Genomic DNA, 22,225 nt, shown 5'->3' with positions numbered 1-22,225 from the left:
CGATCAGCGAACCTCGAAACGGGCCACGTTGTTGCGGGTCACAGGCGCCAGGTCGAACGGTTGCCCGCGCACCACGACCTGGGTGGCATCGGCGCGCCCCACCGTCACGGCCAGTGGCAAGTCGGCGTCGAACCGCACCGCCTCCCCCGGTTGCACACTGCGCTGCAACCAGACCTTGCCGGACGCGCCGACGACCTGGATCCAGCTCGGCGCGCTGGCGCGCAGCTCCAGCACGCCGTTGGCAGCCGCCGGGGCGTCGGCACCCGCCGTGCCAGCCGTTGGGCCGGTGGCCGCGCCGGGCGCAGCCTGCGCCGGGGCCGGCATCGTGCCAACCGACGCAGCGCCGCTGTCGGGGGCCGCTGGCGGCGCTGGCGTTGGCGTTGGCGTGGCGGTGGGCGCGTCCGGCGCGGCCCCACCCAAGCCCTGCGCCGCCGCAGGTGCGGTGGACGTGCTTTCCTGCGCCGCGAGTGGCGCTGTCACCGCCACCGTGGCGGCCTCCTGCGGCTCGGCAGGGGGCAAAACGAACCACAGCACGACGGCCAGCGCGATGAGCGCGAGCGCGATCAGCACCGGCACGGAGGGAAGCCCCGCCCGGCGCTCCCCCAGCATGGGCGCAGCGGCCTCGCGCGGCAGCGGGGCGTCCAGCGAACCACTGGCCGGCTGCAGGCGCGGCGCTGGGCCCGCCGGCAAGGCCTCGAGCACCGGCGCCGGATCGACCTTGAGCACCCGGCACACGCTCAGGGCCAGCGCGCGCGCAAACGGCACACCGCCGGGCAGGGCATCGTGTTGGCCGGCCTCGAGCGCCTCGAGCCGCTGCACGGGGACCTTCAAGGTCGCGGCCAAGGTGGCGATGTGCAGCCCGGCGGCCTCACGCGCCTGGCGCAGCTGGGCGCCGGCGGTCTGCGCGCTGGTCGATGCCTCTGGCTCACTCATCGAACGCCCCCCGTTCGTATGCCCCCGCCTCGCGCGAACCGGGGAAGCGGCGCTTGAGCTGCTCGCCCAACTGGTCGGCCGCCACCCGGTTTTGCAACCGGTTTTCGATCTTGATGCCCAGCCACAGCGATTCGGCGTTGGCCCACTCCGAATTGTTGAGGCGCCGGATGAAGAAACGCGCCCGCTCTGCATCGCCGCGCTGATACAGCAGCAGCGCCAGGTTGTACAGCACCACCGGATGGCCAGGGTCGAGCTCGAAAGCGCGCAGCAAACTGCGCTCGCCCGCGTCCGCCTGTCCGGCCCGCGCCTGGCACACGCCCATCGCCATCCAGGTGCGCGCGGGCGAGCGGTAAGCCGGGGCGTCCAACGCGCGCCGGAAGGCGTCGATCGCCGCCGGGTAGCGTGCGTCCTGGCAATACATCCAGCCCAGGTTGTGCCACGTGTCGCCGTCGCGCGGGTCGAGCCGCAGCGCCTGCTGAAAACTCTCCTCGGCCAGCGGCAGGTCGCGCAACTGGGTGTAGATCAAGCCGCGCAGGTTGAAGGCCGCGGCATAGGTGGGATCGATCTGGATGGCCTGCTTGACCTCGTCCAGGGCGACGGTGACCTGGCCCTGCTCGAAATAGCCGGCAGCCAGTTCGAGCCGCGTGCGGGCGCGCTTGCGCGCCTGCGGCTCGTCCGATTCGGTGACCCAATCGCGGCCCCCGGTCGCACCCGTGGCGGGCAGACCACCCGCGCAACCGCCAAGGAGGCTGCCCAGCACCAGCGCGGCCCAGGCCACGAGCAGCGCGCGCGTCCCCCAGCCGGGCTGTCCCGTCATGCCTGCCCCTCCACGGTCCGCTCGGCGCGGTGCACGCGCACCACCGCGAGCCGCTCGCGCCGCCGCGCCAGGCGCTCGGCGGCGCGGGTGCGGTCGAGCACGTCACCCGCGAGCTGCCCGCACGCCGCATCGATGTCGTCGCCACGGGTTTTGCGGATGGTGGTGACGATGCCCGCCGCGTTGAGCTGGTCGGCAAACGCCTTGACCGCAGCGCGGGGGGAGCGCTTCAGACCCGACGCGGGAAACGGGTTGAACGGAATCAGGTTGAGCTTGCACGGCACCCCCCGCCCGGCGTGGCCGCGCAGCAGCGCGATCAGCTCCTGGGCGTGTTGTGGCGTGTCGTTGATGCCGTCGAGCATGCAGTACTCGAAGGTGATGAAGTCGCGCGGCGCCGCCGGCAGGTAGGCCAGGCAGGCGTCGAGCAGTTCGCGCAACGGGTATTTGCGGTTGAGCGGGACCAGCTCGTCACGCAACGCATCGCTGGGCGCATGCAGCGACACCGCCAACGCGACCGGGCAGTCCTGCGCCAAGCGCTCCATCATCGGTACCACGCCCGAGGTGGACACCGTCACGCGCCGCCGCGACAGACCGTAGCCGTGATCGTCGAGCATCACGCGCAGCGCCGGCACGAGGGCGTGGTAGTTTTGCAGCGGCTCGCCCATGCCCATCATGACGACGTTGGAGATGACGCGCTCGCCCGTGCCCCGGCGGCGCCGCAGCTCGTGCTCGGCGTACCAGAGCTGCGCGACGATTTCACCCGTGGTCAGGTTGCGGCTAAAGCCCTGGTGGCCCGTGGAGCAAAAGCGGCAACCGATGGCGCAACCCGCCTGGCTGGACACACACAGCGTGCCGCGGTCGTCTTCCGGGATGTAGACCGCTTCGACGGCATTGCCGTCGCCGACGTCGAACAACCATTTGATGGTGCCGTCGGCAGAAGCCTGCTCGGCCAGCACCGGCAGGCCCTGGATGCGCGCCACGGTCGGCAGCCGCTCGCGCAGGTCGCGCGCGAGGTCGGTCATGTCCTCGAAGCGCGCGACGCCTTTCTGGTGAATCCAGCGAAAGAGCTGGACGGCGCGAAAGCGCTTGTGTCCGAGCCGCTCGCAAAAGGCGGCCAACCCCTCGAGGTCGTAATCGAGCAAATTGGCCGTCATGGCATGGTCAGCGCGCGTAGATGTTCATGCCCGGGAAGAAGAACGCCACTTCGACAGCGGCGGTCTCGGGCGCGTCGGAGCCGTGCACCGCGTTGGCATCGATGCTGTCGGCGAAATCGGCGCGGATGGTGCCCGGGGCGGCTTTCTTGGGGTCGGTGGCGCCCATGAGTTCGCGGTTCTTGGCGATGGCGTTTTCACCTTCGAGCACCTGGACCATGACCGGGCCGGACACCATGAAGTCCACCAAATCCTTGAAGAACGGGCGATCCTTGTGCACGGCGTAGAACTGCTCGGCTTCGCGGCGCGACAAATGCACCATCTTGGCCGCGACGATCTTGAGACCGGCGGCCTCGAAGCGGCTGTAGATCTGGCCGATGACGTTCTTGGCAACGGCGTCGGGCTTGATGATGGACAGGGTGCGTTCGATGGCCATGATGAAATTGGATTGGGATGATAGACAAAACCTGCGATTTTAGCCGTTGCGGCGCCGCGTTGGTTGCGGGGCGCGTGCGCCCGACGCACGCGCCCCGCGTTCGGGAGCGGGCGGTCGGCTCGGGCGCGGGCCGGCGCCCCGTGGCGGGCCGGCGCGCCGCCGGGGGGGTGTCGGGGGCAACGGCAGCGGCACGCCCGCGGCCTGCATCAGCTCGACCACGGCGCGCGGCTCGAGTTCCACGAAAGCGCCGCGGCGCAGGCCGCGCGGCAGCGCCACCGCCCCGTAGCGCACCCGTATCAAGCGGCTGACCGCGTGGCCCACGGCCTCGAACATGCGCCGCACCTCGCGGTTGCGCCCCTCGGCAATCGTCACGCGGTACCAGCGGTTGGCGCCGTCGCCGCCGCCCTCCTCCAGTGAGCGAAATTGCGCCGGGCCGTCCTCCAGCGCCACGCCTTCCAGCAGGCGCTGGCGTTCTTCCGCGGACAGCGCGCCCAGCACGCGCACCGCGTACTCGCGCTCGAGCCCAAAGCGCGGGTGCATCAGGCGATTGGCCAGCTCACCAGAATCGGTGAACAGCAGCAAACCCTCGGTGTTGATGTCGAGCCGGCCCACCGCCATCCACTTGCCGCTGCGCAGCCGCGGCAGCTGCCGAAACACCGTGGGACGGTTGTCGGGGTCGTCCAGGGTCACCACCTCACCCGTGGGCTTGTGGTAGGCCAGCACCCGCGGCAGCCGGGTCGGCTGGGCCTGCCAGCGCACCAGCCGCCCGTCGAACTTGACCACGTCGCCGGCGCGGACGCGCTGGCCAATGTGCGCCGCGTCGCCATTGACGGTGACGCGGCCAGCGGCAATCGCCTGCTCCATGTCGGCGCGCGACCCCAGCCCCGCCTGCGCCAGCACGCGTTGCAGCTTGACCGAGGCGGGCGCGGCGGCCGTACGGGGGGGCACGGCGGTGGGCGCCGCCGCGCCGCGCCGGGCCGGGGGTCGGCGCGCCGAGGTCGGCGTGGCGGCGTCACGCCGGGGCGGTCGGTCGGATGGGGGGGCTTTTTTCATGCAGGTCTTTCGTTCGCGGCGGCGTCGGGCGCCGCCTCAGGGGTGGCGGTTGCGGGCGGGCTGTCGGCCTGTGCCTCCAGCGCCAGCGCGATCGCGCCGGGCGCCTCGGCGCCGGCGTCCTCGAGCGCCGGCAGCTGATCGAGCGAGGCCAGCCCCAGGTCATCGAGAAACTGCCGCGTCGTCGCATACAGCGCCGGCCGGCCCACGGTTTCGCGGTGGCCGATCACCTCGATCCAGCCGCGGTCTTCGAGCTGCTTGAGGATTTGGCTGCCGATCGTCACGCCGCGGATTTCTTCCATGTCGCCACGCGTGACGGGCTGCCGGTAGGCGATGATCGCCAGCGTCTCGAGCACGGCGCGGCTGTAGCGCGGCGGCTTTTCGGGGTTGAGCCGCTCCAAAAAGGGCCGCATCTGCGGCCGGCTTTGAAAGCGCCAGCCGCTGGCCACGCACACCAGCTCCAGGCCGCGGTCGGCCCAGGCCCGTTGCACATCGGCCAACAGCCGCCGCAGCGTGTCGGGCGCCACGGCGCCATCGAACAGCGCGCCAAGCTCGCGCAGCGACAGGGGCTGCGCCGCGCACAACAGCGCGGTCTCCAGAATGCGGCGCGCGTCGCTCGTGTTCATTCGCTCTCGTAGACAGGCTCCCCGCCGTCGGGCCGGGCGGCCCACAGGAGCGCGGGATTGTAGTGCAGGCCCGCAGCCGCGGTGGCCGCGGCCATGTCGGCCGGCAACGCGCTCTCGAACGCCAGCCAGCGCCCGTCCAGCGGGTGCTGCAGCCCAAGGCGCGTCGCGTGCAGGGCCTGCCGCCGCAGGCCCAGCGCCTCGCACCCCCCGTAGAGGGTATCCCCCACCAGCGCATGCCCCAGCCACGCCAGGTGCACGCGGATCTGGTGCGTGCGGCCGGTGTGCAGCCGACACCCCACCAGCGCCCAGTCGGGCTGGGCGCCGGCGCCGCCATCCAGGCGCCGGACGTCGGTGCGCGCCGGCTTGGCCGCGCCGCTGGCGGCCGTGTGCACCGCCATGCGCAGCCGGTTGCGCGGGTCACGCCCGATCGGCTGGTCGATGCACACCGCATCGGCATGGCGCCAGGGCCCGCGCACCAGGGCGACGTAGATGCGCCGTACGGTGCGCTGCGCGATCATCGCCACCAGCTGATCGTACGCCTGCGGGGTCTTGGCCACGACCATCAGGCCGCTGGTGTCCTTGTCGAGCCGGTGCACGATGCCCGCGCGTGGCAGCCGCGCGGCCGCCTCGTGGTGCGCCAGCAGGCCGTTGAGCAGCGTGCCCGACCAGTTGCCGGCGGCCGGGTGCACCACCAGGCCCGCGGGTTTGTCGATCACGAGCAGGTGCGCGTCCTCGTAGACGACGTTCAGCGCCATCGGCTGCGGCACGAAGGCGCGCGCATGCGCCGTGGGGCGCAGCTCGACCGCCACCGACTCGCCCACGCGCAAGCGCCGCGCCGCCTTGGCCAGCGGCACGCCATCCAGGCACACCGCCCCATCGGCAATCAGCTGTTGCAGGTAGCTGCGCGAGACCTCGGGCACGCGCGCCGCCAGCCAGCGGTCGAGCCGCTCGCCGTGGCCGTCGGCACCGACGTCGAAGCGACGCCACTCGGCGCCGGCCTCGGGCTCGCCGCCATCGTCGTCAGGCAGGCCAACGGGCGCGGCGGTATCGCCATCGACCTCTATAATTTTTGACACCATGTTTGCTGCTGCGGCAGCGCGCCTGAGGGGCGCCCAATGAAGACCCAACGATTATCCGCCGATCGCCTGCGCGCGCCCACCCTGTCCGCCCTTGCGCTGGGCCTGGCCCTGTTGGCAGGCTGCGCCAGCGGCCCCGAAAAAGACGTCACCGCGGGCTGGAGCCCCAACAAGCTCTACGCCGAAGCGATGGACGAGCGCAACGCGGGCAACTACGACAAGGCAATCCAGCTGTTCGAAAAACTCGAGGGCCGCGCCGCCGGCACCCCACTGGCGCAACAGGCGCAGCTGGAAAAGGCCTATGCCCACTACAAAAACGGCGAGCAGGCCCAGGCCATCGCCACGCTGGATCGCTTCATCAAGCTCCACCCGGCCAGCCCGGCGCTCGATTACGCGCTCTACCTCAAAGGGCTGGTGAACTTCAACGACAACCTGGGCCTGTTTGGCTTCATCTCGCAGCAGGATCTCTCCGAGCGCGACCAAAAGGCGGCCAAGGACTCGTTTGAAGCGTTCAAGGAGCTGGTCGAGCGCTTCCCCGATTCGCGCTACGCCCCCGACGCCCGCCAGCGCATGACCTACATCGTCAATGCCCTGGCGCAGTACGAGGTGCACGTGGCGCGCTACTACTACCGGCGCGGCGCCTACGTCGCCGCCATCAACCGCGCACAAACCGCGCTGCAGGACTACCAAAACGTCCCCGCGGCAGAAGAAGCGCTCTACATTCTGATGAAATCGTACGAAGCGCTGGACATGGCCGACCAGGCGCGCGATGCGCGCCGCGTGCTCGAGGCCAACTTTCCGGCCAGCGGCTTTCTCACGCACGGCTTGCGCCGCGACAGCGGGCCGTGGTGGAAGCTCTGGTAAGCGCCGTCCACCGCGTAATCGCCCACAGGCGCGCTGTCCACCCAGTGCGCTTGCCGCCCAAGCGACGAGGGCCGCCCAACGGCGGCCCTGCGTCTTGGATGGGCGCGTGTAGGTGCGCGCAGAGCGGCCCCGCGGGGGGCCGGGGTGATCAGACGGTCTCGCCCAACACCTGGACGTTGACGTCCACCACCACATCGGTGTGCAGCGCCACCGACACGGTGTAGTCGCCCACCATCTTGAGCACACCGTTGGGCATGCGCACCTGGGCCTTGGCCACGGGGAAGCCGGCCTTGGTCAGCTCCGCGGCGATGTCGTGGTTGGTGACCGAGCCAAACAGCCGGCCGTCCACACCCGCCTTTTGCGACAGTTTGACCGTGTAGCCCTGCAATTTTTCGCCCAACGCCTTGGCTTCGGCCAACTTGGCCGCGGCCACACGCTCGAGCTCGGCGCGGCGCGCGTTGAACTCGTCGATGGCCGCCTGGGTGGCGCGGCGCGCACGACCGGTGGGAATCAGGAAATTGCGGGCGTAGCCGTCCTTGACCCTGACGATATCGCCGAGGTTGCCGAGGTTGACGACCTTATCGAGCAGAATGACTTGCATGTTCTCGGGCTCCTTCAGACGCGGTGCTGGTCGGTGTAGGGCAGCAGCGCCAGGAAACGGGCGCGCTTGATGGCGGTGGCGACTTGGCGTTGGTAAATCGCGCGCGTGCCGGTCAGGCGGGCCGGAATGATCTTGCCGTTTTCGGCAATGAACTCTTTGAGCGTGTCGATGTCCTTGTAGTCCACCTCTTCGACGCCGGCGACGGTGAAGCGGCAGAACTTCTTGCGCTTGAACAGCAGGTTGTTGCTGGCGCGCTTGGTGCGGTTGCCTGGGTTGTTGCGTTGCGGTGCAGCCATGATGGTTTCCTAAATCGGTTTGAAATCCTGGACGTGAAAGACGACCCCGTTGCCTCGCCGGGCGGACGACATGAACCCCGTCCACCACAGCGCCGTCCCCAGCGCTTGGGCAGCCAGGCGTTCGGCTTGCGCGCCAAACGCGACCGCCTTCAGACGCAGGGCCACCTGCCTGGGGTAGCCGGCTTCGACCTGCTCGGACGCATGTTCCAGCCACAGGTCCAGCGCCGGGATGCCGGCCGGCGTGTAGCGCATGGGCGCGCATTGCGCCAGCGTGGCCACGAGCTCCAGGCGATTGACGGGTGACGCGATCGCCCCGAACAAGGTCAAGCAGCGGCTTCCTGCTGCGCCTTGCGGGCCTCTTCGCGCTCGACGGCCTTCATCATCGGCGACGGGCCAGTCTCCGCCTTCTTCTTGTGGACCACCAGGTGACGCAGCACGGCGTCGTTGAAGCGGAAGGCGTGCTCGAGCTCGTTCATGACCTCCTGCCCGGCCTCGATGTTGAGGCACAGGTAGTGGGCCTTGGACAGCTTGTTGATCTGGTAGGCCAGCTGGCGACGGCCCCAGTCTTCGACGCGGTGGATGATGCCACCGCCGGCCGTGATCATGCCCTTGTAGCGCTCCAGCATGGCGGGCACCTGCTCGCTTTGATCCGGGTGGATCAGCATGACGATTTCGTAGTGACGCATGAACTCTCCTTATGGAACAACTGCCACCCCAGCGTCGCTTGGGTGTGGCAAGGAAGCCAAGCATTATAGCTTTTCGGCCGCCGCCGTTGCGGGCGAGCGCAGCCGCCGCACCCAGGCCCGTTGCGCCGGCGGGGGCGCCGGCGTCATCAGGCTGACCAGCACCATCACCGCCGCTCCCACGGGGACGCCAAAGACGCCCGCCGCAATGGGCTGAATGTCCCACCACAGGCGCGGCTCGCCCGCCAGCCCCAGCACCGCGCGCAGCCACGGCTGGGTGGTGGCCATGTAGTACAGCGTCACCCCCAGCCCCGCCGCCATGCCACACAGCGCCCCGGCTGCATTGATGCGCGACCAAAAAATGCCCAGCACCAGCGCCGGGAAAAACGCCGCCGCCGCCAGCGAAAACGCCGCGGAGACGAGAAACAATATATCGGCCGGCTTTTGCGCGGCGATGTAGGCCGCCAGCAGCGCCACCACCAGCAGCAGCACTTTGGAGAGCGTGACGCGCCGCGCGGTGTCGGCATGCGGGTCGAGGGTTTTGTAGTACAGATCGTGGCTGAGCGCGCTGGTGATGGCCAGCAGCAACCCGTCCGCGGTGGACAGGGCCGCGGCCAAGCCGCCCGCCGCCACCAGCGCTGCCACCACGTAGGGCAAGCCCGCGATTTCGGCCGCCGCCAGCACGATGATGTCGGGGCCGATGCTGATTTCACCGAGCTGCACCACCCCATCGCGGTTGAGGTCGCGCACCGACAGCAGCCCCGGATCGACCCGGCTCCACGCACTCACCCATGACGGCAGCGCGTCGAAACGGGTCCCGACCAAGCCGGCGAGCACCTCGTACTTGACCAGCACCGCCAACGCCGGGGCCGTGAGGTAGAGCAACGCGATGAACCCAGCCCCCCAGGCCACCGACAGGCGCGCCTGGCGCACGCTGGGGACGGTGTAGAAGCGCACCAGCAGGTGCGGCAAGGCCGCGGTGCCCACGACCAAGCAAAACACCAGCGCCAAAAAATTGCGCCGCGCACGCTCATCCGGCGGTGCCTGCGCGCCCGCAGCCGCGATCGCGGTGGTGTAAGGCTCGGCATGCGACGGCATCCCGCCCAGCGTGGCGGCCATGGCCTGCGCGTGTTCGAGCTGCTGCATCCACAGCGCGCGCGCACTCGCCACGTCGCGCGGCAGGCGCGACAGCGCCCGCTCGGCCTGCGCAAGATCGGCTGGATCCGCATCGATGCGGCGCAGCGCCTCGAGGTGCTCTTCGGCGCGCGCGCGCTCGCGCTCCAACGCTGCGGCCGGGTCGCGCAAGCGTTCGCGCAACACCTGCGCCTGGTGGCTCCAAATGCGCTGAACGTGCACCTCCTCCGGGGTGGCGGCCAGCGCCCGCTCGCGCTCGGTCACTTTTTGCAGCTGGGCGCCATACGACAGCTGCGGCAGCAGCCAGCCGGTCTGCTTGACCGACAACCACACCACCGGCGTCACAAAAGCCACCATGAGCACGATGTACTGCGCCACCTGGGTCCAGGTGATGGCCCGCATGCCGCCCAAAAAGGAGCACACCAATATGCCGCCCAGGCCCAGAAACACGCCCACCTCGAACGCCAGCCCGGTCAGACGGGAGGTGATCAACCCCACGCCGTAGATTTGCGCCACCACGTACACGAACGAGCACAGCAGCAGCGCCACCACGCCGAACACGCGCGGCAGCGCGCCGCCGTAGCGCTCGGCCAAAAAATCGGGGATGGTGAACTGGCCAAACTGCCGCAGGTACGGCGCCAAAAACAAGGCCACCAGCACAAAGCCGCCCGTCCAGCCCAGCACGAAGGCCAGCCCGTTGAAGCCCTGCAGGTACAGCGTCCCGGCCAGCCCCAGGAACGACGCGGCCGAGAGCCAGTCGGCCGCCAGCGCCATGCCGTTGTAAAACGCCGGCACGCGCCGCCCCGCCACGTAGTACTCGATGGGGTCGATGGTGCGGGTGATGATGCCGATCGTCGCGTACACCGCAAGCGTGGCGAGCAAAAACGTCAGTCCGATGGCCGTGCGCGACCACCCCAAGCGTTCCAGCCAGCCCAACAACAGCACGAAGGCGACGAAGCCGAGCGCAAACCGCAGGTAGGCGCGGTCCAGAAAGCGGCGCAGCGACGACTCGGGCGACGTGGACATGGACGAGGGCAGCGGCGGGGCTTGACGTAACGCAACAACACGCTCCCGTGCCGTGGTCGGGAGGACGTAAGCCCGATTTACCATGCGATGGTAGCGGTTTTTGCGCCCGGCCCATGGATACCTCCAACACCTCGCGACCCACCGACGACTCCCTGTCATGGACGGCGACGCCGGTGCGGGCACTGCTGCGGCGCCCCCCGGTCATGGTCGAGCCCGAGCTGTCGATACACGCCACGGCGCGCATCATGCGCGAGCAGCGCGTCTCCTCGGTGCTGGTGGGGCGTGATGGCATCCCGCTGGGGCTGGTCACCGACCGCGATCTGCGCAACCGCGTGCTGGCCGAGGGCCGCGATCCGGCGCAGCCGATCATGGCCATCGCCACCACCACGCTGCACACGGTGGACATTGGCGACCACGCCTTCGATGCGCTGCTGCTCATGGCGCGCCTCAACATCCACCACGTCCCGGTCATGGACGGACCGCGGGTGGCTGGCGTCATCACCAGCACCGATGTGCAACAGCAGCAAAGCAATTCGGCAGTCTACCTGGCCGGCGCCATCTACCGGCAGGACACCGTGGACGGCCTCGTGGCCACGGCGGCGCGCATCGGTGCGTTGCAGCGCCAGCTCGCCGCCGCGCATGCCAGCCCGCACGCCACCGGACGCCTGGTGTCGGCCATGACGGATGCGCTGACCTCGCGCCTGCTGCAGCTGGCCGAGGCGCGCTTTGGGCCGCCGCCGGTGCCCTACGCCTGGGTGGCCGCGGGATCGCAGGGCCGCAACGAGCAGACCGCCAAGTCCGATCAGGACAACTGCCTGGTGCTCGACGACGGCTACGACCCTGCGCAGCATGGCGACTATTTCGAGGCGCTGGCGCGCTTCGTGTGCGACGGCCTCAATGCCTGCGGCTACGTCTATTGCCCGGGCGAGATGATGGCCATGACCGACGCCTGGCGTCAGCCCCATGCACGCTGGCGCGAGTACTTTCATCAGTGGATCGAGCGCCCGGAGCCCAAGGCGCTGATGCTGACCTGTGTGTTCTTCGACCAGCGCTTCGTCTATGGCGAGCGTGCGCTGCTCGAGAGCCTGCGCGCCGAGGTGCTGCGCCGCACACCGGGGCAGCGCATCTTTCTGGCCCACATGGTGAGCAACGCGCTGACCCACCAGCCACCGCTGGGCTGGCTGGGCGGCATCCACACCATCCGCAGCGGCGAACACGAGGGCACGGTCGATCTCAAGCACAGCGGCATCGTGCCCATCATCGACTTGGCGCGCATCTACGCGCTGGCGGGCGGCATCACCGCGGTGAGCACGCGCGAGCGGCTGCAAGCCGCCGCCAGCAGCGGCGAAATCACGGCCGCGCGCGCGCGCGACCTCATCGATGCCCTGGATTTTCTGAGCGGCCTGCGCATCGAGCACCAGGCGCGCCTGATGGCCGAGGGGCGCCCGGCCGACAACTACCTGCACCTGCAAGAGCTCTCCGAGCTCGAGCGGCGCCACCTCAAAGATGCCTTTGCCGTGGTCAAGGATTTGCAGGGCGTGCTGGAAAAGCGCTACCTGGCCGGACGCTTTTGACCCCCAGCGCAACGCCGCAAGTGTGTGTTTCAGTAGGTCAGCCGCGCGTAGTAGGTGCGCTCGGCGGCGCGCCGCGCCTCGCCCAGGGTGCGTATGCCCTGCGCCTGCAGCAGCGGGATCAGGCGCAATAGCACCTCGGCGGTGACGAAGGCGTCGCCCAGCGCCGTGTGGCGACCGATCACCGCAATGCCAAAGCGCGCGGCAATCTCCTCCAGGCGGTGCGACGGCTGCGCCGGATGCACCACCGCCGACAACAGCAGCGTGTCGAGCACCGGGTGGTCGAACTTCAACCCGGTGGCGCGCTCCTTGAGCTGCAAAAACCGCATGTCGAACGCCGCGTTGTGCGCGACCAGGACGGTGTCGCGCGCAAAGGCGTGAAACGCCGGCAGCACCTCGGTGATGTCGGGCTGATCGGCCACCATCTCGGGCGTGATGCCATGGATAGGGATGGACTCGCGCGGGATCGGACGGCGCGGGTTGACGAGTTGCTCGAAGCTCTCGTGCCGCAGCAGCTTGCCGTTGACGATGCGGGTGGCGCCGATTTGGATGATTTCATCGCCCTCGGACGGGTTGAGGCCCGTGGTTTCGGTGTCGAAGACGGTGTAGACCAAGTCGGTCAACGGCACGTCATCGAGCGCCTGCGTCGCGGGCGATGACCGAAACAGATCGAAATCGTAGTATTCGGGCCGGCTTTCCGTGCGCACCAGCGTCGCTGCCATCTCGGCAGGCTCGGCGGGCTCGATGGCCGGCAACAGCAGCCGAAAGCACGCCTCGCCCGCGGCGGGGTTGGCTTCCACCCACAGCGCGCCCCCGTGCCGCTCGACGACATCGCGCACGCTGGCGGCAATGCCCCCGTCGCCCATGTGCATCGGGTCCACCTCCCAGCCCATGAGGCCCGCGATCGACGCCTCGCCGGCGGGCGCCGGCCAGGCCACGTCGAGGTGGACGTGGGCACCGCCGCGCTGCGCCGCGGGCGGCGCGGGCTGCAGCCGCAAGGTGATGGCGTCGATGCCGCATTCGCTGTGCAGCCGCCGCGCCAGGTAGACCACAGCCTGGATGAGGGCGAAGCTCTCGATGCGCAACCAGACCTCGGCATCGACCGCAGCGAGCGTCACGCGCAAACCGGCGCTATCCGCCAGCCGGCGCTCGATCGCGGCAAGCAGGTCAGCCCCCAGCATGTCCTCCATCGGCCACTGGCTGCCCCAGTCCTGTGCGCCCTCGGCAACCGCCCGCTGCACCCGCTCGCCCAGCCCCTGCACCTCGGCGCGCACCACGCCCAACAGGCGCTCGCGCAGCGCCGGCTCGGCGTCGGGCAGCTCCAGCACCTCCAGCGCCGCTTGGACGTTGGCCAGCGCGCGGCGGGCGCCTTCGGTGAGTTCGAGCCAGAGCCGCTCGCGCTGCGCCGCCTGCTCGTGATCGCGCGTGATGTTGTCCAGCACGAGGACGAAGCCGGCGAGCTCCGCGCACGCCCCCTCGCCCCCCTGCCCACCCTCGACCTGCCGCACCGGCGCCACCTGCACGCGCAACAGTTGCCCGCTGCGCGTGGCGGTGACGAACTGCGCGCTCGGATGGGCGGCGCCGCGCCGCAGGCGCTGGCCGATGCGCTCCAGGGCATGGGCGATGAGCGCGCGATCGAGCACGGTGTAGATCGAGCGCCCAAGCCCGATGAGCTCGCTGCCGCCGGCCAGCGTCGGGGCCTGCGACAGGGCGCGAAACTGCAACCGGGCGCGGTTGTTGTAGAGCAGAATGCGCCCATCCAGGTTGCACACCACCACGCTTTGCGTGAGCTCGGCCATCAGCGCCGCCAGGCGTGTCTTTTCCTGCTCGATGCTGCGCGCTGCCTCCCTTACGCGCTCGTTGACCTGCGCGCACCACGCCTCGCGCTGTTGCACGAGCTGGTTGAACAGCCGCGCCACCCGCCGCACCTCGGCTGGGCCGCGCTCGCGCAGGGACGGCGCACCTTCCGCGGTCAGCAACACCTGGGCCTCCTCGGCCAGACGGCGCCACGGGTGCACCCCGACGTCGAAGGCACGCTGCAGGCCCCACGCAATCGCCCCCATGCCCACGAGCCACATCAGCAGCACGAAGCCCCAGCGGTCCCCCAGCAAATCGAGCATGCGCGTGCGTGCCTCGGGCTCGAGCGTGACCGCGATCAGCCCCACCGTCACGCCCAACCACGCGAGCGAGACCGCCGCCGCCCCCCCGAGCAGCCACCACAAGCGCGGGTCGATGCGGCGCCTCACACGGCTTCTCCCACCAGTTCGCGCACGCGGCGCACCAGGTCCTGCGTCGAAAAGGGCTTGGTCAGGTAGGCATCGGCCCCCAGCGCCAGCCCCTTGGCCACATCCGTGTCGCGCCCCTTGGCGGTGAGCATGACGATGCGCACGCCCGCCAGCGCCGCGTCGGCGCGGATCGCCTGACAGACGTCAAAGCCGTTTTTGCGCGGCATCATCACATCGAGCAGCACCACATCGGGCCGCCACGCGGTGGCCAGCGCCAGGCCCTCTTCGCCGTCGCGCGCGACCTGCACCTCATAGCCCTCCCGCTTCATCAAAAATTCCAGCGAAATCAGGATATTGGGCTCGTCATCGACGATCAGGACGCGTTTGCTCATCGGTTCGGTTCTCCTCTGCATGCGGTTGCGGGCTGGCGGGCGGCGCATCAGGCCACAGGGGCAAATCAAAGCCAAAGCACGCGCCCTGCCCGGGCGTGGAGCGCAGCCACAGGCGGCCGCCCAAATGCTCCACGATGCGGCGGCTGATCGGCAGCCCCAGGCCTGTGCCCGGCGGTCGCTCGAGGGCGTCGCCGCCTTGCCGGAATTTTTCAAAAATCACCGCCTGCTCCGCCAGCGGCACGCCCGGACCGTTGTCGTGCACTTCCACCGTCGCCCAGGGGGTGCCATCATCGGCCCGCGTGGGCCGTGCGCACAGGCGTACCTGGCCGCGCCCGGCGGGGACGAACTTGGCCGCGTTGGACAGCAGGTTCATCAGCACCTGCTGCAGCCGGTCGGCGTCGGCGCGCACGGGCAGGGGCTGCGCGGGCAGTTCCAACACCAGCTGCGCGCCGCGCTCGTGCAGCAGCGGCTCGGCGGCACGGGCGGCCTGCTCCACCACCGCCCGCAGATCCAGCGCTTCGTCGCGCCAACTGGCGTGCCCGGATTCGATCTTGGCCAGGTCCAGCACCTGGTTGACCAGACGGCTCAGGCGCTCGCTCTCGGCCACCACGATCCCCAAAAACTGCTCGCGCTGCGCCACGTCCATTTGGGGATCGTCCCGCATGATTTCCGACAGCGCCCTGATCGAGGTCAAGGGCGTGCGCAGTTCGTGCGTGACCGATGACATGAAATCGTCCTTGAGGCGGTCGAGCTCCTGCAGCCGCTCGTTGGCCGCGCGCAACTCGGCAGTGGCGCGCTCGAGCGAACGCGATTTTTCCTCCAAGGCCTGCGACAGCGCGCGCAGCCGCCCGGTTTCGCGCAGGATATCGAGCACGTCCTCCACCCGCAACGGCTGCTCCTCGACCACCGAGGCCACCAGCGAGCGCGCCGACGCGCTGCCCACCGCGCCAGCGAGCTGCGTTTCCACCCAGTGCACGAGAGCGGCATCGGCAGGCAATGCGGCCAACGGCACGCCGCGCGCGCGGGCCTGCTCCTGCAGCAGCTCGTGCGCGCGCTGCGCCCCCAACACCCGCGCCAGCACGGCCTGCAAGGCCGGCAGCGACGCCTGGCCGCGCCAGAAGACCGGCGGCTGATCGCCCGCGCGGTGGCGCAGGGCATCGACGAACAGCAGCGCCTGGCTGGTCTCGGCCGCGCCAGGCGGGCGCGCCAGCGACACCCCCACGTACAGGCCGATGTTGACCAGCAGGCTCCAAAACAGCGCGTGGGTCAGGTGGTCCAGCCCGTGCAGGCCCAGCAGCGCCTCGGGCCGCAGCCAGTCGATGCCCCACGGCCCGGCGGTCACGAACGACGCGGGCAGCCAGCCCGATTTGGCCAGCGACGGCAGCATCAGCGTGTAGGCCCACACGGCAAAGCCGCCGACCAACCCGGCCAGGGCACCGTCGCGGCTGGCCCCGCGCCAGTACATGCCGCCCAGCAGCGCGGGGGCAAACTGGGCCACCGCCGCAAAGCTGATGAGGCCGATGCTGACCAGCGCATACGCATCGCCCGCGACGCGGTAGTAGCCATAGCCCAGCAGCAACAGGACGAGAATGGCGCCACGCCGGATGCGCAGGATCAGGCGCGTGAGGTCCGCCGGGGCGCGTGGGCCGCTGCCGTACCGCAGCCACCCGGGCAGCACCAAGTCGTTGCACACCATGGTGGCCACGGCGATCGTCTCCACGATCACCATCCCCGTGGCGGCCGACAGCCCGCCGATGAAGGCCAGCAGCAGCAAGCCCTCGGCCCCCGCGGCCTGGGGCAGGCGCAGCACGAAAATCTCCGCTTCGGCCGAATCGAGCCCGAACCACAGCAGCCCGGCCAGCGCAATCGGCAGCACGAACAGGTTGATCAGCCACAGGTAGAGCGGAAACACCCAGGCGGCGCGGCGGATGTGCCGCTCGTCCACCGCCTCCACCACCATGACCTGAAACTGGCGCGGCAGCAACAGCACCGACAGCCCGGCCAGCACGGTCAGGGCCAGCCAGCTCGACCAGGCAAAGCCCGCCGCGTCATCCAGGCGCAGCCGCTGCGCCAGCGCCGGGACCTGGTTGGCGCGCGCCACCAGGTCGTCCCACCCGTCGAACAGCCCCCAGGTGACGAATGCGCCCACGGCCACAAACGCCACCAGCTTGACCAGCGACTCGAAGGCGATGGCGGCCACCATGCCCTCGTGGCGTTCGGTGCCGTCCCAATGCCGCACACCAAAGGCCATGGTAAACGCCGCCAACCCGAGCGCGAGGTAGAGCGTGCTGTCGCGCCACCAGGGCGTGTTCAGTGTGGCGTGCGCGGCCCCCTCGGTGACCACCGCGTAGGCACCGCAATCGCCTTGAGCTGCAAGGCGATGTAGGGCACGATCCCCACGACGGTGATGAGCGTGACCCAACCGGCCAGCGCCTGGCTTTTGCCATGGCGGCTGCCGATGAAGTCGGCAATCGTGGTGATGCGGTAGGTGCGGGCGATGCGCACCATCTTGCGCAGCACCGTCCAGCCCAGCACCATGGCCAGCGTGGGCCCCAGGTAGATTGGCAAAAACCACAGCCCGCCGCTGGCGGCGCGCCCGACGCTGCCGAAGTAGGTCCAGGCCGTGCAGTACACCGCCATCGACAGCGCATAGACCCATGCGCTGCCGATGACCGAGCGGCCGCTGCGCGCGCGCGCATCCGCCCAGTGCGCGATGGCAAACAGCAACCCGAGATAGGCAAAGGCGGCGGCGATGACGAGGGCGGGCGACATCGACCGACTCCGCCGCCGGCGCTCAATCCGGCGTGCGCTCCATCATCCAGGCCAGCGCGCCGATGAGCGCGGCCCACACGCCAAACAACGCCACGACGAAGGGTGCCGCCGCCCCGGCCCGCTCGGCCCAAAAGACCCACACCCCCAGCAGCGGGAAGTGCAACGCCAGCGCCCCCAGGGCAAACAGCGCCCACAGCCGCGGCGTCTCGGGCGAGGGGTCAAGGGCACGCATGGCCGTGGGCGCGGGGACGGGCGGCCGTGCTTAGCCGGCCGAGGCCAGCCGGTGCCAGGTATCGACCACCGTGTCGGGGTTGAGCGAAATCGAGCTGATCCCCTTGTCCATGAGCCAGCGCGCAAAGTCCGGGTGGTCGCTGGGGCCCTGCCCGCAAATGCCGATGTACTTGCCCTGCGCGCGGCAGGCGTCGATCGCGCGCTCGATGAGCGCGAGCACCGCCGGGTCGCGCTCGTCGAAGTCGTGCGCCAGCAGCTCCAGGCCCGAGTCGCGGTCCAACCCCAGGGTGAGCTGGGTCAGGTCGTTGGAGCCGATCGAGAAGCCATCGAAGTACTGCAGGAACTGCTCGGCCAGGATGGCGTTGCTCGGGATCTCGCACATCATGATGAGCTTGAGATCGTGCTCACCGCGCTTGAGGCCCATGGCCGCCAGCAGCTCGGTGACGCGCTGCGCCTGCGCCAGCGTGCGCACGAACGGCACCATCACCTGCACGTTGGTCAGGCCCATGTCGTGGCGCACGCGCCGCAGGGCCTCGACCTCCATCGCAAACGCCTCGGCAAAGTCGTCGCTGATGTAGCGTGCCGCGCCGCGAAAGCCCAGCATCGGGTTTTCCTCGTCGGGCTCGTAGCGGCTGCCGCCGATGAGCTTGCGGTACTCGTTGCTCTTGAAGTCCGACAGGCGCACGATGACCGGCCGCGGCCAAAACGCGGCGGCAATGGTCGCCACGCCCTCGGCCACCTTGTCCACGTAGAAGGCGCGCGGGCTGGCATGGCCGCGGGCCGCGGACTCGACCGCGCGCTTGAGGTCCGCGTCGATCTGCGGATAGTTCAGGATCGCCTTGGGGTGCACGCCGATGTTGTTGTTGATGATGAACTCCAGGCGCGCCAGCCCCACCCCGGCGTTGGGGATCTGGGCAAAGTCGAACGCCAGCTGGGGATTGCCCACGTTCATCATGATCTTGACCGGCAGCTCGGGCATCTCGCCGCGCTTGACCTCGGTGACTTCGGTCTCCAGCAGCCCCTCGTAGATGTGGCCGGTGTCGCCTTCGGCGCAGCTGACGGTGACCAGCTGACCGTCCTTGAGCGTCTCGGTGGCGTTGCCGCAGCCGACGACCGCCGGAATGCCCAGCTCGCGCGCGATGATGGCGGCGTGGCAGGTGCGCCCACCCCGGTTGGTGACGATGGCGCTGGCGCGCTTCATGATCGGCTCCCAGTTGGGGTCGGTCATGTCGGTGACCAGCACATCACCGGGCTGCACCTTGTCCATTTCGGTGATCGCGTGCACGATGCGCACCTTGCCGGTACCGATTTTTTGCCCGATGGCCCGGCCGCTGGCCAGCACCGGCCCCTTGGCCTTGAGCTTGTAGCGCAGCTCCACCTGCCCGCTGGACTGGCTCTTGACCGTCTCGGGGCGCGCCTGCAGGATGTAGATGTGCCCGTCCACGCCATCCTTGCCCCACTCGATGTCCATCGGCCGGCCATAGTGCTGCTCGATGATCAGGGCGTAGCGCGCCAGCTCGAGCACCTCGGCATCGGTCAGGCTGTAGCGGTTGCGCAGCTCCACGGGCACATCCACCGTCTTGACCAGCTTGCCACCGGCGGCCTTTTCCTCGGGGGTGGCAAACACCATTTGGATGAGCTTGCTGCCCAGGTTGCGCCGGATCAACGCCTGCTTGCCCGCTTGGAGCATGGGTTTGTGGACGTAGAACTCATCCGGGTTGACCGCGCCTTGCACCACGGTTTCGCCCAGGCCGTAGCTGGCGGTGATGAACACCACGTCCTCGAAGCCGCTTTCGGTGTCGATGGTGAACATCACCCCCGAGGCGCCAAGATCGGAGCGCACCATGCGCTGCACCCCGGCGGAGAGCGCGACCTCGCTGTGCGCAAACCCCTTGTGCACGCGGTAGCTGATCGCACGGTCGTTGTAGAGGCTGGCGAAAACCTCTTTGATCTTGTGCAGGATGTGCTCCACCCCGACGACGTTGAGGAAGGTTTCCTGCTGACCGGCGAAGGACGCATCGGGCAAATCCTCGGCGGTGGCCGAGGACCGCACCGCGTAGCTGGCGTTGGCGCCGCCGTCGAGCCGCGCGTAGGCCTCACGGATCGCGGCCTCCAGCGCCGGCGGGAACGGCTGCGCCTCGACCATGGCGCGGATGTCGGCCCCGGTGGCGGCCAGGGCCTTGACGTCATCGGCGTCCAGCGCCGCCAGCTTGGCATGGATGCGTTCGTCCAAGCCGCCGTGCTTGAGGAATTCGCGGAAGGCGTGCGCCGTGGTGGCAAAGCCCGTGGGCACGCGCACCCCTTGCGGCAGTTGCGAAATCATCTCGCCCAGGCTGGCGTTTTTACCGCCCACGATGTCGACGTCGGCCATGCGCAGCTGCTCGAATGGCACCACCAGGGCGTCGGGAGGGAAACGATCGGACATGGTTGCAGACTCCACGATGTTGAAAAACCGGCTCGCGGCCCGGGGCGCTTGCTTGTCGTTGTGGGTGGCCACCGCGGCAGCGCGTGGCGGACAGCTGGCCGTGCCCGCCCGCGTCATGGCGATAATGCCCCGATTGTAAATTCCCGCCCCGCCCGGCCGGCAGCGCAGCCGCCCGGCGCCGGGGGCCCACCGTCGTAACTGCCCACCGTCCGCCCACCATGCCCAACCGCACCGCATTTTTCGTCTCGGATGGCACCGGCATCACCGCCGAAACCTTTGCCGATGCGCTGCTCAAACAATTCGAAATCCGCCCCAAGCGCGTGCGGCTGCCTTTCGTGGACAACGCGGACAAGGCGCACCAGGCGGTGCGGCAGATCAACCACGCCGCCGACGTCGACGGCAAGCGTCCCCTGGTGTTCACCACCGTGGTCAACATGGAGGTGCTGCAGGTGCTGCGCCAGCACTGCCAGGGCATGCTCATCGACATGTTCGGCACCTTCATCGCCCCGCTGGAGCACGAATTGGGCATGAAGTCCAACCACCGCGTCGGGCGTTTCTCGGACGTGACCAAGAGCCGCGAGTACCACGACCGCATCGAGGCCATCAACTTCACCCTGGAGCACGACGATGGCCAAACCAACGACAACCTGGAAAAATCGGACGTCATCCTGGTAGGGGTGAGCCGCAGCGGCAAAACGCCGACCTCGCTGTATCTGGCGATGCAGTTTGGCCTCAAGGCCTCGAACTACCCGCTGATTCCGGAGGATTTCGAGCGCCGCCAACTGCCGCCAGCGCTGTTGCCGCACAAGAAAAAGCTGTTCGGGCTGACGATCGACCCCCAGCGCCTGAGCGAGATCCGCCACGAACGCCGGCCGCATTCGCGCTACGCCAGCCTGGAAAATTGCCGCTACGAGGTGCGCGAGGCCGAGTCGCTGATGCGCCGCGCCGGCATCCGCATCCTGTCCACCACCCACAAATCGATCGAGGAAATCGCCACCATCATCCGCCAGGACCTGGAGGCAGGCACCGCGCGCTAAGCGCCCCCGGCGCAACCCACCCCGCCCAGAAGGTCACGGCTCCGCGTGGCGGGGCGCACCGTACCACCGCAGCACGCGCTGCACATAGGCGCGGGTTTCCGGATACGGCGGCACGCCGCCGTAGCGCTCCACCACGCCCTCACCGGCGTTGTAGGCGGCACTCACGAGCGCGACGTCGCCGCCAAAGCGGTCGAGCAGCCAGCGCAGGTAGGACAGCCCCGCCCGCACGTTTTGCTCGGGATCGAACGGGTTGCGCACCCCAAAGCGCTCGGCCGTCTCCGGGATCAACTGCATGAGCCCCTGCGCGTTGCGCGCCGATACGGCGTCCGCCTCGAAATTGGACTCGGCCCGCGCCACGGCCAGCGCCAGCCGCCCATCCACGGCAAAGCCCGGCGCCAGGCGCTGAATGAGGCGGGCATGGCGCCGTTTGTGCGTCGGCAAAGCGGCCACGAAATCTTCCACCACCTCGTGCGCAATGGGCTGCGCCACCGGGGGTGCCGGCATCGCATCGGCCAGGAGGGGCGGGTCGCCGCCAGCCAGACACGCCGGCAGATCATCCACCCCCCCAGGCCCCGTCACCGGCGTGGGCCACTGGGCCAACAGCGCCGCCGCGCCCGCATGCCCGCCCTGCGCGGCCAGCCGCAACAGCGCCATGCCGGCTGCGGCAGCGCGCGCAGGATCAAGTTGTGTATCGTTCTTTCTGTAAATTCCATTTTGCCGGTTGTCTGCTGGGCGGGGATCTCCGGCGCTACGCGCCTACGCTCCCCGCCCAGCAGACAGCGCGAGGGTGGGTCTGACGCCATGACTTCGAGAAAGGAGTGTAACCCTCATGGCAATACGAGTCGAAACCAACCCCTTGGAAGCCGCTTATGCGATCTTGCT

Annotated in this window: 22 protein-coding genes; 3 read left to right on the top strand and 19 right to left on the bottom strand. The window is 69.3% G+C overall.

What is annotated here, in order from left to right; all coding sequences use genetic code 11:
- Nucleotides 1-3 precede the first annotated feature (3 nt).
- From Tther_RS01515 to Tther_RS01485, 7 genes are read right to left on the bottom strand one after another with little or no spacing between them, the layout of a single operon-like run.
- Nucleotides 4-933: a helix-turn-helix domain-containing protein gene (locus Tther_RS01515; RefSeq protein ID WP_143900172.1), complete on the bottom strand. Its 930-nt coding sequence runs from the start codon at nucleotides 931-933 to the stop codon at nucleotides 4-6.
- A complete protein-coding gene (gene pilW / locus Tther_RS01510; protein WP_143900170.1) occupies nucleotides 926-1,750 on the bottom strand; it encodes a type IV pilus biogenesis/stability protein PilW in 825 nt (274 codons plus the stop codon). The genes Tther_RS01515 and pilW overlap by 8 nt, the downstream gene beginning before the upstream one ends.
- The gene (rlmN, locus tag Tther_RS01505) at nucleotides 1,747-2,901 is read right to left on the bottom strand and encodes a dual-specificity RNA methyltransferase RlmN (protein ID WP_143900168.1); all 1,155 of its coding nucleotides are present in this window, start codon (nucleotides 2,899-2,901) and stop codon (nucleotides 1,747-1,749) included. The genes pilW and rlmN overlap by 4 nt, the downstream gene beginning before the upstream one ends.
- 7 nt (nucleotides 2,902-2,908) lie before the next feature.
- Complete coding sequence (gene ndk, locus Tther_RS01500; protein WP_143900166.1) at nucleotides 2,909-3,334, bottom strand: nucleoside-diphosphate kinase; 426 nt, start codon at nucleotides 3,332-3,334, stop codon at nucleotides 2,909-2,911.
- Nucleotides 3,335-3,373: 39 nt separating this feature from the next.
- Nucleotides 3,374-4,387, bottom strand: a complete 1,014-nt coding sequence (gene rluB / locus Tther_RS01495) for a 23S rRNA pseudouridine(2605) synthase RluB (protein ID WP_143900164.1) — start codon at nucleotides 4,385-4,387, stop codon at nucleotides 3,374-3,376.
- The gene (gene scpB, locus Tther_RS01490; RefSeq protein WP_143900162.1) at nucleotides 4,384-5,010 is read right to left on the bottom strand and encodes an SMC-Scp complex subunit ScpB; all 627 of its coding nucleotides are present in this window, start codon (nucleotides 5,008-5,010) and stop codon (nucleotides 4,384-4,386) included. The genes rluB and scpB overlap by 4 nt, the downstream gene beginning before the upstream one ends.
- Complete coding sequence (locus Tther_RS01485) at nucleotides 5,007-6,089, bottom strand: RluA family pseudouridine synthase (RefSeq protein ID WP_143900160.1); 1,083 nt, start codon at nucleotides 6,087-6,089, stop codon at nucleotides 5,007-5,009. Before Tther_RS01485 ends, scpB begins: the two co-directional genes overlap by 4 nt.
- Nucleotides 6,090-6,125: 36 nt before the next feature.
- Here Tther_RS01485 and Tther_RS01480 point away from each other — a divergent pair, with 36 nt between their 5' ends.
- A complete protein-coding gene (locus tag Tther_RS01480) occupies nucleotides 6,126-6,950 on the top strand; it encodes an outer membrane protein assembly factor BamD (protein ID WP_143900158.1) in 825 nt (274 codons plus the stop codon).
- A 148-nt stretch (nucleotides 6,951-7,098) separates the two neighbouring features.
- Here Tther_RS01480 and rplI read toward each other — a convergent pair whose 3' ends face one another.
- The 5 genes from rplI to Tther_RS01455 form a co-directional block, all read right to left on the bottom strand.
- Entirely contained in the window at nucleotides 7,099-7,551 is a 453-nt protein-coding gene (rplI, locus tag Tther_RS01475; RefSeq protein ID WP_143900156.1) for a 50S ribosomal protein L9, read from the bottom strand.
- A gap of 14 nt (nucleotides 7,552-7,565) precedes the next feature.
- The gene (gene rpsR, locus Tther_RS01470) at nucleotides 7,566-7,847 is read right to left on the bottom strand and encodes a 30S ribosomal protein S18 (protein WP_143900154.1); all 282 of its coding nucleotides are present in this window, start codon (nucleotides 7,845-7,847) and stop codon (nucleotides 7,566-7,568) included.
- A gap of 9 nt (nucleotides 7,848-7,856) precedes the next feature.
- Nucleotides 7,857-8,174: a primosomal replication protein N gene (priB, locus tag Tther_RS01465; RefSeq protein ID WP_281280146.1), complete on the bottom strand. Its 318-nt coding sequence runs from the start codon at nucleotides 8,172-8,174 to the stop codon at nucleotides 7,857-7,859.
- Nucleotides 8,171-8,533, bottom strand: a complete 363-nt coding sequence (rpsF, locus tag Tther_RS01460; RefSeq protein ID WP_143900151.1) for a 30S ribosomal protein S6 — start codon at nucleotides 8,531-8,533, stop codon at nucleotides 8,171-8,173. Before rpsF ends, priB begins: the two co-directional genes overlap by 4 nt.
- A gap of 63 nt (nucleotides 8,534-8,596) precedes the next feature.
- Nucleotides 8,597-10,690, bottom strand: coding sequence for a sodium:solute symporter family protein (locus tag Tther_RS01455; protein WP_143900149.1), 2,094 nt, complete (start codon nucleotides 10,688-10,690; stop codon nucleotides 8,597-8,599).
- Nucleotides 10,691-10,803: 113 nt separating this feature from the next.
- On the opposite strand from Tther_RS01455, the gene Tther_RS01450 reads away from it, so the two are divergent.
- Nucleotides 10,804-12,264: a putative nucleotidyltransferase substrate binding domain-containing protein gene (locus Tther_RS01450; protein WP_143900147.1), complete on the top strand. Its 1,461-nt coding sequence runs from the start codon at nucleotides 10,804-10,806 to the stop codon at nucleotides 12,262-12,264.
- A gap of 29 nt (nucleotides 12,265-12,293) precedes the next feature.
- On the opposite strand, the gene Tther_RS01445 is transcribed toward Tther_RS01450, so the two are convergent.
- Genes Tther_RS01445 through ppsA form a run of 6 tightly spaced genes read right to left on the bottom strand, consistent with a single transcriptional unit; the run spans nucleotide 12,294 to nucleotide 20,306 of the window.
- Complete coding sequence (locus Tther_RS01445) at nucleotides 12,294-14,507, bottom strand: 3'-5' exonuclease (RefSeq protein ID WP_246098861.1); 2,214 nt, start codon at nucleotides 14,505-14,507, stop codon at nucleotides 12,294-12,296.
- Nucleotides 14,504-14,878, bottom strand: coding sequence for a response regulator transcription factor (locus Tther_RS01440; protein ID WP_143900145.1), 375 nt, complete (start codon nucleotides 14,876-14,878; stop codon nucleotides 14,504-14,506). Before Tther_RS01440 ends, Tther_RS01445 begins: the two co-directional genes overlap by 4 nt.
- Entirely contained in the window at nucleotides 14,850-17,222 is a 2,373-nt protein-coding gene (locus Tther_RS01435) for an ATP-binding protein (RefSeq protein WP_246098860.1), read from the bottom strand. Before Tther_RS01435 ends, Tther_RS01440 begins: the two co-directional genes overlap by 29 nt.
- Complete coding sequence (locus tag Tther_RS13400; protein WP_246098859.1) at nucleotides 17,189-17,650, bottom strand: SLC5/6 family protein; 462 nt, start codon at nucleotides 17,648-17,650, stop codon at nucleotides 17,189-17,191. The genes Tther_RS01435 and Tther_RS13400 overlap by 34 nt, the downstream gene beginning before the upstream one ends.
- Nucleotides 17,651-17,672: 22 nt before the next feature.
- A complete protein-coding gene (locus Tther_RS01430) occupies nucleotides 17,673-17,882 on the bottom strand; it encodes a hypothetical protein (protein ID WP_143900143.1) in 210 nt (69 codons plus the stop codon).
- Between the two features lie 30 nt (nucleotides 17,883-17,912).
- Nucleotides 17,913-20,306, bottom strand: coding sequence for a phosphoenolpyruvate synthase (gene ppsA, locus Tther_RS01425; protein ID WP_143900140.1), 2,394 nt, complete (start codon nucleotides 20,304-20,306; stop codon nucleotides 17,913-17,915).
- 218 nt (nucleotides 20,307-20,524) lie between these two features.
- Here ppsA and ppsR point away from each other — a divergent pair, with 218 nt between their 5' ends.
- Nucleotides 20,525-21,343: a posphoenolpyruvate synthetase regulatory kinase/phosphorylase PpsR gene (gene ppsR / locus Tther_RS01420; protein WP_143900138.1), complete on the top strand. Its 819-nt coding sequence runs from the start codon at nucleotides 20,525-20,527 to the stop codon at nucleotides 21,341-21,343.
- A gap of 33 nt (nucleotides 21,344-21,376) precedes the next feature.
- On the opposite strand, the gene Tther_RS01415 is transcribed toward ppsR, so the two are convergent.
- Nucleotides 21,377-21,997: a lytic transglycosylase domain-containing protein gene (locus tag Tther_RS01415; RefSeq protein ID WP_143900136.1), complete on the bottom strand. Its 621-nt coding sequence runs from the start codon at nucleotides 21,995-21,997 to the stop codon at nucleotides 21,377-21,379.
- Nucleotides 21,998-22,225: the final 228 nt, after the last annotated feature.

Source organism: Tepidimonas thermarum (assembly GCF_007556705.1).
GTDB lineage: Bacteria > Pseudomonadota > Gammaproteobacteria > Burkholderiales > Burkholderiaceae_C > Tepidimonas > Tepidimonas thermarum.
This window is presented reverse-complemented; position numbering and strand designations above follow the sequence as displayed.